The sequence below is a fragment of the Pseudomonas sp. S3_B11 genome (assembly GCF_054667715.1).
The window spans coordinates 119,885-133,067 of the sequence record NZ_CP162749.1 but is presented as its reverse complement, the minus strand read 5'-3'; the positions used below and the strand labels follow the sequence as shown (position 1 = coordinate 133,067).

Genomic DNA, 13,183 nt, shown 5'->3' with positions numbered 1-13,183 from the left:
CATTTCTCTAAGGCGCGCCCGGCATGTCTTCCTTGAATCAGGCGCTGCGCGCCGCCCTCGACCAGCGCCAGGAGCTGCTCGGCCAACTGCACCAGCAAGGCACCGACTGCTATCGCCTGTTCCATGGCAGCCAGGAAGGCGCCCCCGGACTGACCATCGACCGCTACGGCCCGCAACTGCTGGTACAGAGCTTCCATCAGTCGCTGGAGCGCGACGACCTGCTGCAACTGCACGGCATCGTCAACGAAGAGCTGGGATTGGAGACTTTGTTGGTCTACAACGACCGCGCCCGGGGCAATTCGCGCATCGACCGCCAGGACACCGTCTACCAGGCTGACGAAGCCGCCCTGCAAGACCTTGTCGGACATGAATGGGGCTTGAATTATCGCGTCCGTGGTCGCCATGCCGGGCAGGATCCACTGCTGTTTCTCGACCTGCGCAACGCCCGGGGATGGGTCAAGGCACACAGCCGCAACAAAAGCGTGCTGAACCTGTTCGCCTACACCTGCGGCGTCGGCCTGAGCGCTGCGGCCGGTGGTGCGCGGGAGGTGTGCAACCTGGACTTCGCCGAAGGCAACCTGGCGGTGGGCCGCGAGAACGGCCTGCTCAACCCCGATTTGCCGCCGATGGAGTTCGTGCAGTCGGACTACTTTCCGGCGATCCGCCAACTGGCCGGCCTGCCCATCAGCCAGCGGCGCGGGCAAAAACTGCCCAGCTACGTGCGCCTGGAGCAACGCCAGTACGACCTGGTGCTGCTCGACCCACCGGCCTGGGCCAAAAGTGCGTTCGGCACCGTCGACCTGTTGCGCGACTACCAAAGCCTGCTGAAACCGGCGCTGCTCACCACCGCCGACAATGGTGTGCTGATCTGCTGCAACAACCTGGCAAAAGTGCCCATGGACGACTGGCGCGAGCAAGTGCTGCGTTGTGCGGAAAAAGCCGGACGCCCGGTACGCGAGTGGAGCGTGCTGACGCCCGGCAGCGATTTCCCCTCCCGGGACCAGCAGCCGCCGCTCAAGACTCTGGTGCTCCAGCTCTAAGCCAGACTCAGAATTCTTACTCGAAAAACGGACAAATCTCATAAATCACAGTGGCTTCGGAACCGTAAACGCATGCCATACTCCAAGGCATTCCGAATTCACACCAAGATGAAGCCACACATGCCCAAAGGATTGATTCGCGCCATCGGCGCTCTGTTGACCGCACTGGCCCTCTATAGCCTGTTGGGCTTTCTGATTTTGCCGGGCATCGCCTTGCGCATCGCCAACCAGCAATTGGCCACCCTTGCGACGGTGCCGGCTCAGATCCAGCGCATCGAACTCAATCCCTTCAGCCTGGAAGTCACCCTCTGGGGCCTGAATATCGGCGAACCAGGCAAGGAACAGGTCGGCTTCGAACGGCTGTACGCCAATTTGCAACTCGACAGCTTGTGGTCCGGCGCCCTGCACCTGGTCGACATCGAGCTGGACAAGCCCAAGACCGAAGTGATGTTCGCCAAGGACGGTCAGTTGAACCTGCTGGGCCTGTTCAAGCTGCCGGCCAGCGAGCCGACGCCTGCCGACCCCGAGGCCAAGCCGTTCCCCCTGCGGGTCGACCGAATCAAGTTGGCCGGCGGCTATGTGCATTTCCAGGACCTGCGCCCCAGCGAACCCATTGAGTTTCTCTACGACACCCTCGATTTCGAGCTGAAGAATCTCAGCACCCTGCCCGACGACAACGCCGACATGACCCTGGTGGCTGCTGGCCCCGAAGGCGGACAGATCGACTGGACCGGTAATTTCAGCCTCACGCCGATTGCCTCCCAAGGCACGCTCAAAGTCACTGGCGGCCAAATGAAAGCCTGGTGGCCCTATGTGCGCGACGCCGTGCCGCTGGTTCTGGAAAACGGTGTCCTGAACCTCAGCACCGACTACAAGCTCAACCTGGCCAAGGGCACCGAACTGCTGCTCAACAACGTCGCGGTCAGTGTCGCGCCCTTCGCCATCAAGGCACCCGATGGCCGTCCACTGGTGAAGCTCGAACGCCTGGACGTAAGCGAAACCACGGTAGACCTGGCCAAGCAGCAAGTTATCGTGGGCAAGATCCGCAGCCAGAAGCTGGAAACCTGGGCCGCTCGCGAGGCAGACGGGCAGCTGGACTGGCAAAAACTCTTCGCCAGCCAGCCGGCCAAACCGCAGGTCAAGGCTGAACCGACATCCGCCCCGGCAGCGGCTGACTCGCCAAAAGCTGAACCGGCACCGCCCAGCAAACCCTGGCAGGTGATGTTGAAGGACGTGCAGCTGCGCGACTATAAGGTGCACTTGGCTGACCGTCAGGCCCAGCCCGCCGTGGCACTGGAGGTCGGCCCGCTGAACCTCGACCTGCAGAACTACGACACCCTCAACGGCTCGCCCTTTACCCTCAAGCTGGACACCGGGATAGGCAAGCAGGGCAAGATCCTCGCCGACGGCGAGGTCAACCTGAACCCGATCACCGCCAAGCTCAAGGTCAAGACCCAGGACGTCGACCTGCGCGTCGCCCAGTCGTACATCAACCCGTTCATTCGCTTGGAGCTGCGCTCCGGGATGCTCGGCAGTGACCTGGCGGTCGACCTCAAAAGCACCGAACCGCTGGCATTTGCCGTCACCGGCCGCGCCCAGGTCGATCAGTTGCACACCCTCGACACGCTCAAGACCCGCGACTTCCTCAAGTGGCAGAGCCTGGTCCTCGAAGGCTTGAATTATCAGCACGGTGACAGCCTGTCCATCGACAAGGTCAACCTGTTCCAGCCGTATGCGCGCTTCATGATCAACGACGACCGCACCACCAACGTCGATGACCTGCTGATCCCGCAACCGGCCGACAGCGGCACGAAGAACACTGCGGCAAAACCGGCGTCCCAGGAAAAACCGCTGGGTATCCACATCGGTGGTATCGCCATCAATGACGGTTCGGCCAACTTCGCCGACTTCAGCCTGACGCCCAATTTCGCCACGGCCATCCAGCAGCTCAATGGCCAGATCGGCACCATCGACAGTCGCCAGACCAAACCGGCCAGTGTCGACATCAAGGGCAAGGTCGATCGTTATGCACCGGTCACCATCAAAGGGGCGGTCAACCCCTTCGATCCGATGGCCAGCCTCGACATCGCCACCAGTTTCAAACGGGTCGAACTGACCACCCTGACGCCCTACTCCGGCAAGTTCGCCGGCTATCGCATCCGCAAGGGCCGGCTCAATCTCGACCTGCATTACCGGATCACCCAAGGCAAGCTCCAGGCGGAGAACAAAGTGGTGGTCGAGCAACTGCAACTGGGTGAGAAAGTCGACAGCCCGGACGCCGTGAGCCTGCCACTCAAATTGGCCGTCGCATTGCTGAAGGATTCCGACGGCAAGATTTCCATCGAGCTACCGGTGTCCGGCGATCTCAACGACCCGCAATTCAGTGTCATGCCGATCATCTGGCAGACCCTGCGCAACCTGGTGGTACGAGCGGCCCAGGCGCCGTTCAAGCTTATCGGTGGGCTGGTGGCCGGCGGCGGCTCGGAAGACCTGGGCAGCGTGGCGTTTGCGCCGGGCTCCAGCGACCTGAGCAAGGACAACGAAGGCACGCTGCTCAAACTGTCCGAGGCCCTTGGCAAACGTCCGGAGCTGCGTCTGGAGATCGAAGGCACCGCCGCCGAAAGCAGCGACGGCCCGCTGCTCGCCGCCCAGCGCCTGGAACGCGAATACCAGTACAACTACTACAAGATGCTGCAGCGTCGGGGCGACAAAGTTCCGGCCCAGGCCTCGCTGATACAGGTGCCGGAAGACGAAAAGGCGCCGCTGCTCGAAGGCATCTACCGTACCCGCCTCAAGACCCAACCGCCCGCCGAATGGACGCAATTGGACAAAAAGGCGCGCATCGAGAAACTGCGTGAAGGCGTGATCAAGTTCTGGAGCGGCAGCGACGTGCTCTTGCGTCAACTGGGACAGGAACGGGCCAGCAGCATCAAGGACTTCCTGGTGGACAAAGGCCAGTTGGCCGATGACCGCGTGTATTTCATCGACGCCAGCCTCGGCCAGGCCGAGAGCGATGGCCGGGTGATTACCCCGATGCATCTGGATGCCGAATAAGATGAAACCCTGGTTCGGGCTCTGCCTGGGTCTTGTGCTGGCCGCCGGCCAGGCCGCGGCTGCCGACACGCTGCGTTGCGGCAGCCAGTTGATCAGCGTCGGTGACCGCTCCAGCGAAGTGCTGCAAAAGTGCGGGGAGCCAGCGGCGCGGGATGACCTGGGCTACAAGCGCAGTGTCAATCGCCGGGAGGAATACCCGGTGGAGGAATGGACCTACGGCCCCAACAGCGGCATGTATCAGTACCTGCGCTTCGAGGGGAATCGGCTGGTGCAGATCACCAGCAAGCGGGGGCGGTGAGCTTGTCCGCACAGATGTGTTGAATGTGCCGCCGCCATCGCGAGCAAGCTCGCTCCCACATTGTTTAGGGTGATCTCAAAATCCGTGTTCACCGCCGCCCCCGGTGGGAGCGAGCTTGCTCGCGATGGCGGCAACTCGGTTCTGACTCGTGTGTAAACGCTGACCCGCAGATTGATTCCCCAGAATAGAACAGGCCCCCGGCACGAATGCCGGGGGCCTGTAATGGCCACGTCCGTGTGGCCTTTCGCATGAACTCCAAAGCGACGGCAAACGTATATCCTGGCCCGCTTGCCGTGCCTTCTCCCAGTCCAGGCGAGAAGTCTTGGCCTTACTCGGCTTTCAGGCCGTCAGCCGATACGGCCTTGACGCCTTTGATTTTCTTGGCGATCGCCACAGCGGTGGTTTTCTGGGCTTCGGTCACGGCAACAGTGGAAGACAGCGACACAACGCCTTTGTTGGTTTCGACTTTGATGTCGGTACCTGGAATGCCTTTTTCGGTGACCAGGTCGGCTTTGACCTTGGTGGTGATCCAGGTATCAGAGGTGGCTTCCTTGGCCTCTGTCACTTCGCCCGCAGCCAGCATCATTGGCGCCTGAGTTGCTTGAGTGGTCTCGGCGAATGCGCTAGCCATGGTCAGGGTCAGAGCGGTAGCAGCGGCGGCAGTGATAGCGAACTTCTTCATACGAGTAACTCCTGTTTTTCTCAAAAACTGCCGGAGGTGCATCCCGGCAGGGTTATCAGGAGTAGTGCGAACGCTGTGCCAGCTTTTAAAAATTAATTAATTTCTTATAAATCAGCAAGTTAAGCGAAGCGGCAATTTTCGTGATCATGCAAAATGCATGAAGCGGTGATTCTGGACATGCAACTTGCGGGTTTTTGGCCAATTTCTAAGCTCATGAATTGCGAAGGGTTTCTGTATCGAGGCAGTTCACTGCCTCGATACGTGCACTCAAATCATGGAGTCGTCGCTGCTGTACCTGTGCATCCAGCCGGCAGGAATTCCTGAGCGGCGGTGGCGCCGCAGGTCCAAACGCCTTGAGTAGAGCGCGTAAGGGTGATCACTTTGCCGAGTACCGGAGCAGGCGCATTCAAAAGGGTACACTTGATAGTGCCCCCTCCATTCGATGCTGTTCCTGCAGCCTCCAACGTGCAATTGCTGGTGGGCGATGTCCCACCGATGTTGGCCAACGTTGGATCGGTACCTTGATTCATGATGTCCTCAAACGGCACTTTCAACGCAGAGACCTCCGCCAGCCCCGCCGTAGCCTTGGCCCGCGCCTGGTATTTGGAATATTGCGGCAACGCAAACGTCGCCAGAATGCCGATGATCGCCACGACGATCAGCAGCTCGATCAAGGTAAAGCCACTCTGCTTATTCATAGACATCTCCCATGCATGAGTCGAAATCTCATGACCTGAAACGGCCATTGCAGGGCACATGCCAACCCTGAAACCCCATCACTCAAGGGATTTGAACCAGCACAACGGCAACGTCCTACCTCAACAACCGCACTATCTGACGTTTTTTGTCACCCTGCCCCGCTGGTTTGGCGTCGAGGCTTGACTAGGCTATAAGTCATGAACTGTTCGCCGCCGGGATTCCCATGAATGACATCGCCCTCAGCGGCCTGACCAAGCAATTGGTGCTGGCCGAACTGCTCACCGAGCAAAGTGCGCAACAGGCGTATCAACAGGCTCAACGCAATCGCATCCCCCTGGTCAGCTATCTGGTGCAGAACAAACTGGTCCAGAGTCGACAGGTCGCGGAGATCGCCTCGGAGCATTTCGGCGTCGCCCTGCTGGACCTCAACAGCCTGGACAAAGAAACCCAACCCACAGGCCTGGTCAGCGAAAAACTGGTGCGCCAGCATCACGCCCTGCCGCTGTGGCGGCGCGGCAACAAGCTGTACGTGGGCATCTCCGACCCGACCAATCACCAGGCCATCAATGACATCCAGTTCAGCACCGGCCTGACCACCGAAGCCATCCTGGTGGAGGACGACAAGCTCAGCGACGCCATCGAAAAGTTTTTCGAATCCAGCAGCACGGGCCTGGAAGGCATGGGCGATGTCGACCTCGACGGCCTGGACATCGAATCGATCGACGACACCAGGCAGGACTCCATCGCCGGCCAGGACACCGACGACGCGCCCGTGGTGCGCTTCGTCAACAAGATGCTGCTGGACGCGATCAAGGGCGGCTCTTCCGACCTGCACTTCGAGCCCTACGAAAAAATCTACCGGGTGCGGGTGCGCACCGACGGCATACTGCGGGAAGTGGCCAGGCCGCCGATCCAGTTGGCCAACCGTATCGCCGCACGCCTGAAAGTCATGGCCAGCCTGGATATTTCCGAGCGGCGCAAACCCCAGGACGGGCGCCTGAAAATGCGCCTGTCGAAAACCAAGTCCATCGATTTCCGGGTCAACACCCTGCCCACGCTCTGGGGCGAAAAAGTGGTGATCCGGATCCTCGACCCGTCCAGCGCACAAATGGGCATCGATGCCCTGGGCTACGAACCGGACCAGAAAGACCTGTACATGGCCGCCCTCAAGCAACCGCAAGGGCTGATCCTGGTGACTGGCCCAACCGGCTCGGGCAAGACCGTGTCGCTCTACACCGGGCTGAATATCCTCAACACCGTGGACATCAACATTTCCACCGCCGAAGACCCGGTGGAAATCAACATGGAAGGCATCAACCAGGTCAACGTGAACCCGCGCCAGGGGCTGGATTTCGCCCAGGCCCTGCGCTCGTTCCTGCGCCAGGACCCGGACGTGATCATGGTCGGCGAGATCCGCGACCTGGAAACCGCCGAGATCGCCATCAAGGCCGCCCAGACCGGGCACCTGGTGCTCTCCACCCTGCACACCAACAGCGCCGCAGAAACCCTGATCCGCCTGCAGAACATGGGCATTCCGGGGTTCAACATCGCCACCGCCGTGCACCTGATCATTGCCCAGCGGCTGGCGCGCAAGCTGTGCAGTCACTGCAAGAAGGCCATCGAGATTCCCGAGGAAACCTTGCTCAAGGAAGGTTTCCCTCGGGAACGCATCGGCACATTCACGATCTATGAGCCGGTCGGTTGCGAACAGTGCAACAACGGTTACAAAGGGCGCGTGGGGGTTTACGAAGTGGTCAAGAACACGCCCGAGCTGCAACGGCTGATCATGGCCGAGGGCAACTCGCTGGAAATCGATCTGCAAATGCGCAAGGACGGTTTCAATGACCTGCGCACCTCGGGGCTGCTCAAAGTGATGCAGGGCGTCACCAGCCTCGAAGAAATCAACCGGGTCACCAAGGATTGAACATGGCGGTCAAGGCAGTCAAAACCGATGTTTACACTTGGGAAGGCAAGGACCGCAAAGGCACGAAAATGAGTGGCGAGCTGACGGGTCAAAGCCCGGCGCTGGTCAAGGCACAGCTGCGCAAACAAGGCATCAACCCGCAGAAGGTGCGCAAGAAATCCACCTCGATATTCAGCAAGGGCAAGCGCATCAAGCCGCTGGATATCGCCCTCTTCACCCGCCAGATGGCCACCATGCTCAAGGCTGGTGTGCCGCTGTTGCAGGCGTTCGACATCATTGGCGAAGGCTTCGACAACCCCAACATGCGCAAGCTGGTGGACGAGGTGAAGCAGGAAGTCGCCGCTGGCAACAGCTTCGCCGCGGCGCTGCGCAAGTGCCCGCAATATTTCGACGAGCTGTACTGCAACCTGGTAGACGCCGGCGAGCAGGCCGGTGCCCTGGACACGCTGCTGGACCGGGTCGCGACCTACAAGGAAAAGAGCGAAGCGCTCAAGGCCAAGATCAAGAAAGCCATGACCTATCCAGCGGCAGTGGTCCTCGTCGCCGCAGTGGTCACGGGGATCCTGCTGGTCAAGGTCGTGCCGCAATTCGAATCGGTATTCTCCGGGTTTGGCGCGAAGCTGCCAGCCTTCACGGTGATGGTCATAGGCCTGTCGGAAATCATGCAGCAATGGTGGTGGGTGATGCTTGGCGGGGCGGTGGGGGCTTTTTTTGGCGTGAAGTATGCGCTCAGGCGTTCGGAGCGCTTTCGCGACTGGCGCGACAAATGGCTGCTCAAGCTGCCGCTGATCGGCACCTTGCTGTACAAATCCGCCGTGGCCCGCTACGCCCGCACGCTGTCCACTACCTTCGCCGCCGGCGTGCCGCTGGTGGAGGCCCTGGATTCGGTGTCTGGCGCCACCGGCAACGTGGTATTCAAACGTGCCGTGCAGCGCATCAAGCAGGAGGTCTCGACCGGCATGCAGTTGAATTTCTCCATGCGTGCCTCAGGGATTTTTCCGAACCTGGCGGTCCAGATGACCGCCATCGGCGAGGAATCCGGTGCGCTGGACGACATGCTCGACAAGGTGGCGAGCTTTTATGAGGCCGAGGTGGACAATCTGGTGGACAACCTCACCAGCCTGATGGAACCCTTCATTATGGTGGTCCTGGGGGTGGTCGTCGGTGGCCTGGTAGTTGCCATGTACCTGCCCATCTTTCAACTCGGCTCTGCGATCTGACATGCCCCTGAGCGAATTCTTCGTGCTGTATCCCCTGGCTTTCGTGCTCGTTGCAGCATTGCTCGGCCTGATCATCGGCAGCTTCCTCAACGTGCTGGTGTGGCGCCTGCCGAAGATGCTCAACCGCGAATGGCGCCTGCAGGCCCACGACCTGCTGGGCCTGCCGGCCGAAACCCCGGGCCCGGTCTACAACCTGATGCTGCCCCACTCCCAGTGCCCGCACTGCGGCCATCGCATCCGCCCCTGGGAAAACATTCCGCTGCTCAGCTACCTGATACTGCGCGGCCGCTGTTCGAGCTGCGCCGCGCCCATCGGCAGGCGTTACCCCCTGACCGAATTGGCCTGCGGCGCGTTATCGGCGTTCGTCGCCTGGCATTTCGGTTTTGGCTGGCACGCCGCGATGGTGATGGTGTTGACCTGGGGCCTGCTGGCCATGAGCCTGATCGACGCCGAGCATCAATTGCTGCCCGATACCCTGGTGCTGCCGCTGTTGTGGCTGGGCTTGATCATCAACAGCTTCGGGCTCTTCGTGTCCTTGAACCAGGCGATGTGGGGCGCGGTGGCCGGCTACCTGGCGCTGTGGTCGGTGTTCTGGGTGTTCAAGCTGATCACCGGCAAGGAAGGCATGGGCTATGGGGATTTCAAGCTGCTGGCGATGCTCGGCGCCTGGGGTGGCTGGCAGATCCTGCCGCTGACGCTGCTGCTGTCGTCGTTGGTCGGCGCCGTTATTGGGGCGATTGTGCTGCGCTTGCGTGATGCCCCGGGGTCGACGCAGATCCCCTTTGGACCTTATCTGGCCATTGCCGGCTGGATTGCCTTGCTCTGGGGTGGTCAAATAACCGACTTCTATTGGCAGTCTGTCGGTTTTTAATGAATACCTCAGTGAAAAAACCCTGGATTCTCGGCCTGACCGGTGGCATCGGCAGCGGCAAGAGCGCGGCGGCCCAGCATTTCATCGACCTGGGCGTGCACGTCATCGACGCCGATCATGCGGCGCGCTGGGTGGTCGAGCCCGGGCGTCCGGCGCTGGCGAAAATCGCCGAGCACTTCGGCCCCGGCGTATTGCAGGCCGACGGCGCCCTGGACCGAGCGGCGCTGCGCAAGTTGATCTTCGAGAATGCCGATGAACGCCGCTGGCTCGAGGCGCTGCTGCATCCGCTGATCGCCGAGGAAATCGCCCATCATCTGGCCCAGGCACAATCGCCCTATGCGATCCTGGTGTCGCCGCTGCTGATCGAGTCAGGGCAGTACACCATGACCCAGCGGATCCTGGTGATCGATGCGCCGGAACAATTGCAGATCGAACGTACGTTGCAGCGCGACCAGACCAGCGAACAGCAGGTCCAGGCGATTCTCAAGGCCCAGTCCAGCCGCCAGGATCGCCTGAGCCATGCCGACGACGTGGTGGTCAACGATCGCGACCTCGCCTGGCTGCACAGCGAGGTCGAGCGCCTGCATCACTTTTACCTTACTTTGCGTGGAGGCCAATCATGAGCCAAACCCCAACCGTTGATTGCCCAACCTGTGGCGCCCCTGTGGAATGGAGCCCGGAGAGCAAGTTCCGGCCGTTCTGCTCTGACCGCTGCAAACTGATCGACCTCGGTGCCTGGGCGTCGGAAGAACACAAGATCCCGGTCAGCCCCGACGCCGAGGACGAGCTGTTCAGCGAAGACTTCGAGCCTCGCTCACATCATTAAGGCCGCATGAAACCGTAGTCCTGTTCATCGTCGAGGTTTTCCGCCAGGAAACTCAACTCATCGGCCAGGTCTTCAGGGCTGCGCACTGTCTTGCTCTGTTGCACGATCGCACTGAGCAAGGCGCGCAGGCTCAAGCCTGGGTCAAAACCAATCTCCATTGCGGCATCGTGGCTACGCCTGATCTCTTGTCTCGCCCACTCATAAACACTCATGGTTGTGCTCCTGGAAGTTTTCCAAAGCATGAAGGGCGTGTGGTGGTGCAGCCTTGACGTGAATCAAGGCTTGTCATCATCGTTCCACGGAGCCGACAGGTAGCGCGTGCGGTTGAAGGTCTCCAGCCATTCGGGACTGAACACCACCAACGCACTGATCACCATGCCGTTGATGAAGGCCTCGGGGAAGATGATCAACCAGAGGTAGCCGACAAAATCTTCCAGCCAGTAAGGCATGGCGAATATACCGTCGTACCACAGCAGGCCAAGCCCCAGCAGCAGGCACGCCAACGCCGAAAGCGCGGCCGCGAGAAACCCCGAACAGAAGATATACACGAACAGATTGCGCGGCTGGGCGCGCTCCACCAGGATCGCGCAACACTCGGTGACCAGCACCGGCAACAGGATCAGCAGCGCACCGTTGACCCCTACCGCGGCCATGTCCTGACGGCCCAGTAGCACCAGCGCGAGCTGCGCGCACAAGCCACCGAGGATCGACAACGGCCAGTCCAGCAGCAGCGTCACGGCAGTCATGCCAATGAAGTGATACGAAACGCCCGTATCGAAATCCCGGCGCACCAGCCACAGCATGAACAACGCCAGCACCGTACCGAACAGCAGGTGCTGGCGACGGCTGTCGGTGAACAGTTCGACCCACGGCGCCCGCACCACGGCCCAGGCCAACACCGGCACATACACCAGCCAACCGGCCGCCAGGGTCTGCGGTGAAAGCAGTTCGGCACCGATCATGGGCTACTCCTGCGAGAACTAGAACGCCGTCCGTGCGCTACTTAAGTAGCGACACTTCCTGGCTGTTGTACCAAGGCCATAGCAAACTTACCAAAGCCTACCGACCAATCCGAATAGTCATTCTCGTGCATGAAGATGAAAACGTCTTGCGGACGAACCTGGGCTTGAACCCCGAGATTGTCCGCGATTTTTTTGTAGAGCTCGCGCTTCATCGCATCACTGCGCCCTCTGCGCATCGTAATCTCAATCACGATCAAATGGTCTGAACGAGCCACACCGTTAAACGTGCGGCTGTAGAAAAACTGTTCAGGGTCATAGTCCGTGACCAGGTTGAACAATTCATCCTCTGGCATACCAATGCTCTCGACCAGTGCTTGATGTATGCCATCGACGATGCGCTGACGTTGCTGCTGGCTGGTGCCCTTGATGACGGCGGTACGAACGAATGGCATGTGAGGTGCTCTCAATTTGATAGGGAATGCCCCTCAATCCTGGCGACTCGGAACAGTCGGCAGACACTGCGGGAGCCGGGGGATTCTGCAAAATACGCCCGATACCTGATATCGATTTATACGCTCGATGTAATTGAGTTAAAGTCACTTTATGAAACGTCGCCTCCCCCCATTGAATGCGCTGCATACCTTCGAGGCCGCTGCCCGACTGGGCAAAATGATCGCGGCCGCCGAGGAGCTGTCTGTCACGCCTGGCGCGGTGAGTCGCCAGGTACGCCAGCTGGAGCTGAGTCTTGGTGTGGACCTGTTCGAAGGCCCAAAAAACAAACCTCAGCTCACCGTTGCCGGTAGAGAACTGCTGCCGGAACTGACGGCCGCACTGGATCAGATCGAGGCCGCGGTGAGCAGGGTCCGAGACACGGCGACAGGCACCTTGGACGTGTCCTGCTTCAGCACATTTACGGTCAAGTGGCTGATACCGCGTCTTTTCGACTTCAATACGACTTATCCAGGGATCAAGATTCGCCTGAGCTCACCGGTTCACGGGAGCGATCCGGGCCGGGATCGCTATGACGTGATGATCACGGCTGAACAGGGCATCGTGGGCGAGCAGAAAAACACCGTCCGGCTGTTTCCTGAACGATTGGGCGTCGTGTTGTCGCCCACCTTATCCGCACGTATTCAATTAGCCGACGTGGGCTCGATTTTCAGCCATCCCCTCCTGCATACCAAAACCCGTCCGGATGCCTGGGCAAACTGGGGGGATGCGATTGGACACCAGGCCACCGCGCCGGCCGGGCTGGAATACGAGCACTATTACTTTACGTTGGAGGCGGCGATTGCCGGCCTGGGGATTTGTGTCGCCCCATGGCACTTGGTGGCTGACGACATTCGCCTGGGTCGCCTGGTGGCGCCGTTCGGGTTTCGCCCGAGCCGCTACGTCTATATCGCCAAGCGCAGCGCGCAGCAGAGCAAGAAGCTGGATTTGTTTTGCGCTTGGTTGGCGTGTCAGGCTGAACAGGATGGCATGCTGGGGCCTGCCTGAGGGTAATGCTACTCACTTGAGCGTTTATCGGAATTTTATCTTCCATTCCGAGATCTGTTTCAGCCTGGCGTGTATATCCGTTTCTGCGGTAACGCCTACTTAGGGTTTCG

The 13,183-nt window shown here is 60.2% G+C and carries 14 protein-coding genes; 9 read left to right on the top strand and 5 right to left on the bottom strand.

From position 1 onward, the window contains the following. Positions 1-23: 23 nt before the first annotated feature. The 3 genes from AB4O22_RS00645 to AB4O22_RS00635 all read left to right on the top strand — a co-directional run bounded on the left by AB4O22_RS00645 (position 24) and on the right by AB4O22_RS00635 (position 4,392). Positions 24-1,040: a class I SAM-dependent rRNA methyltransferase gene (locus tag AB4O22_RS00645; RefSeq protein WP_069971386.1), complete on the top strand. Its 1,017-nt coding sequence runs from the start codon at positions 24-26 to the stop codon at positions 1,038-1,040. 120 nt (positions 1,041-1,160) lie between these two features. After that, positions 1,161-4,094, top strand: a complete 2,934-nt coding sequence (locus AB4O22_RS00640; protein WP_013694227.1) for a DUF748 domain-containing protein — start codon at positions 1,161-1,163, stop codon at positions 4,092-4,094. Position 4,095: 1 nt separating this feature from the next. Then, positions 4,096-4,392 (top strand): DUF2845 domain-containing protein, encoded by a 297-nt coding sequence (locus AB4O22_RS00635; RefSeq protein ID WP_013694228.1) that lies wholly within the window; start codon positions 4,096-4,098, stop codon positions 4,390-4,392. A 328-nt stretch (positions 4,393-4,720) separates the two neighbouring features. On the opposite strand, the gene AB4O22_RS00630 is transcribed toward AB4O22_RS00635, so the two are convergent. Together AB4O22_RS00630 and AB4O22_RS00625 are read right to left on the bottom strand one after the other, a co-directional pair. Beyond that, positions 4,721-5,074: a BON domain-containing protein gene (locus AB4O22_RS00630; RefSeq protein WP_038857822.1), complete on the bottom strand. Its 354-nt coding sequence runs from the start codon at positions 5,072-5,074 to the stop codon at positions 4,721-4,723. Between the two features lie 272 nt (positions 5,075-5,346). Next, a complete protein-coding gene (locus tag AB4O22_RS00625; RefSeq protein WP_038857823.1) occupies positions 5,347-5,772 on the bottom strand; it encodes a pilin in 426 nt (141 codons plus the stop codon). 224 nt (positions 5,773-5,996) lie between these two features. Here AB4O22_RS00625 and pilB point away from each other — a divergent pair, with 224 nt between their 5' ends. The 5 genes from pilB to yacG are packed head-to-tail and all read left to right on the top strand — an operon-like array spanning position 5,997 to position 10,614. Beyond that, the gene (gene pilB, locus AB4O22_RS00620; protein WP_003205669.1) at positions 5,997-7,697 is read left to right on the top strand and encodes a type IV-A pilus assembly ATPase PilB; all 1,701 of its coding nucleotides are present in this window, start codon (positions 5,997-5,999) and stop codon (positions 7,695-7,697) included. A gap of 2 nt (positions 7,698-7,699) precedes the next feature. Beyond that, entirely contained in the window at positions 7,700-8,917 is a 1,218-nt protein-coding gene (locus tag AB4O22_RS00615; protein WP_003205670.1) for a type II secretion system F family protein, read from the top strand. Between the two features lies 1 nt (position 8,918). Continuing rightward, positions 8,919-9,788 carry a prepilin peptidase gene (locus AB4O22_RS00610; protein ID WP_003205672.1) on the top strand — a complete coding sequence of 290 codons (870 nt, stop codon included), beginning with the start codon at positions 8,919-8,921 and terminating at the stop codon, positions 9,786-9,788. Beyond that, positions 9,788-10,411 carry a dephospho-CoA kinase gene (gene coaE, locus AB4O22_RS00605; RefSeq protein ID WP_223470904.1) on the top strand — a complete coding sequence of 208 codons (624 nt, stop codon included), beginning with the start codon at positions 9,788-9,790 and terminating at the stop codon, positions 10,409-10,411. The genes AB4O22_RS00610 and coaE overlap by 1 nt, the downstream gene beginning before the upstream one ends. After that, on the top strand, positions 10,408-10,614 hold the full coding sequence (gene yacG, locus AB4O22_RS00600) for a DNA gyrase inhibitor YacG (protein ID WP_003205675.1): 207 nt from the start codon (positions 10,408-10,410) through the stop codon (positions 10,612-10,614). Before coaE ends, yacG begins: the two co-directional genes overlap by 4 nt. On the opposite strand, the gene AB4O22_RS00595 is transcribed toward yacG, so the two are convergent. The 3 genes from AB4O22_RS00595 to AB4O22_RS00585 form a co-directional block, all read right to left on the bottom strand. Further along, complete coding sequence (locus AB4O22_RS00595; RefSeq protein ID WP_013694234.1) at positions 10,611-10,826, bottom strand: hypothetical protein; 216 nt, start codon at positions 10,824-10,826, stop codon at positions 10,611-10,613. The two genes, yacG and AB4O22_RS00595, sit on opposite strands and share 4 nt — an antisense overlap. A 63-nt stretch (positions 10,827-10,889) precedes the next feature. After that, a complete protein-coding gene (locus AB4O22_RS00590; protein WP_258636247.1) occupies positions 10,890-11,576 on the bottom strand; it encodes an energy-coupling factor ABC transporter permease in 687 nt (228 codons plus the stop codon). A 41-nt stretch (positions 11,577-11,617) separates the two neighbouring features. After that, complete coding sequence (locus AB4O22_RS00585) at positions 11,618-12,028, bottom strand: tautomerase family protein (RefSeq protein ID WP_003205679.1); 411 nt, start codon at positions 12,026-12,028, stop codon at positions 11,618-11,620. Positions 12,029-12,179: 151 nt separating this feature from the next. Here AB4O22_RS00585 and AB4O22_RS00580 point away from each other — a divergent pair, with 151 nt between their 5' ends. Next, positions 12,180-13,073: a LysR substrate-binding domain-containing protein gene (locus tag AB4O22_RS00580; RefSeq protein WP_003205681.1), complete on the top strand. Its 894-nt coding sequence runs from the start codon at positions 12,180-12,182 to the stop codon at positions 13,071-13,073. The last annotated feature ends 110 nt before the right edge of the window (positions 13,074-13,183 follow it).

Excerpts from the sequence above, each read along its gene's own strand:
- yacG (WP_003205675.1), top strand. The coding sequence starts at position 10,408 with ATGAGCCAAACCCCAACCGTTGATTGCCCAACCTGTGGCGCCCCTGTG.
- AB4O22_RS00625 (WP_038857823.1), bottom strand. The coding sequence starts at position 5,772 with ATGAATAAGCAGAGTGGCTTTACCTTGATCGAGCTGCTGATCGTCGTG.
- AB4O22_RS00635 (WP_013694228.1), top strand. The coding sequence starts at position 4,096 with ATGAAACCCTGGTTCGGGCTCTGCCTGGGTCTTGTGCTGGCCGCCGGC.
- AB4O22_RS00630 (WP_038857822.1), bottom strand. The coding sequence starts at position 5,074 with ATGAAGAAGTTCGCTATCACTGCCGCCGCTGCTACCGCTCTGACCCTG.
- pilB (WP_003205669.1), top strand. The coding sequence starts at position 5,997 with ATGAATGACATCGCCCTCAGCGGCCTGACCAAGCAATTGGTGCTGGCC.
- AB4O22_RS00640 (WP_013694227.1), top strand. The coding sequence starts at position 1,161 with ATGCCCAAAGGATTGATTCGCGCCATCGGCGCTCTGTTGACCGCACTG.
- AB4O22_RS00645 (WP_069971386.1), top strand. The coding sequence starts at position 24 with ATGTCTTCCTTGAATCAGGCGCTGCGCGCCGCCCTCGACCAGCGCCAG.
- AB4O22_RS00610 (WP_003205672.1), top strand. The coding sequence starts at position 8,919 with ATGCCCCTGAGCGAATTCTTCGTGCTGTATCCCCTGGCTTTCGTGCTC.
- AB4O22_RS00595 (WP_013694234.1), bottom strand. The coding sequence starts at position 10,826 with ATGAGTGTTTATGAGTGGGCGAGACAAGAGATCAGGCGTAGCCACGAT.
- coaE (WP_223470904.1), top strand. The coding sequence starts at position 9,788 with ATGAATACCTCAGTGAAAAAACCCTGGATTCTCGGCCTGACCGGTGGC.
- AB4O22_RS00615 (WP_003205670.1), top strand. The coding sequence starts at position 7,700 with ATGGCGGTCAAGGCAGTCAAAACCGATGTTTACACTTGGGAAGGCAAG.
- AB4O22_RS00585 (WP_003205679.1), bottom strand. The coding sequence starts at position 12,028 with ATGCCATTCGTTCGTACCGCCGTCATCAAGGGCACCAGCCAGCAGCAA.
- AB4O22_RS00580 (WP_003205681.1), top strand. The coding sequence starts at position 12,180 with ATGAAACGTCGCCTCCCCCCATTGAATGCGCTGCATACCTTCGAGGCC.
- AB4O22_RS00590 (WP_258636247.1), bottom strand. The coding sequence starts at position 11,576 with ATGATCGGTGCCGAACTGCTTTCACCGCAGACCCTGGCGGCCGGTTGG.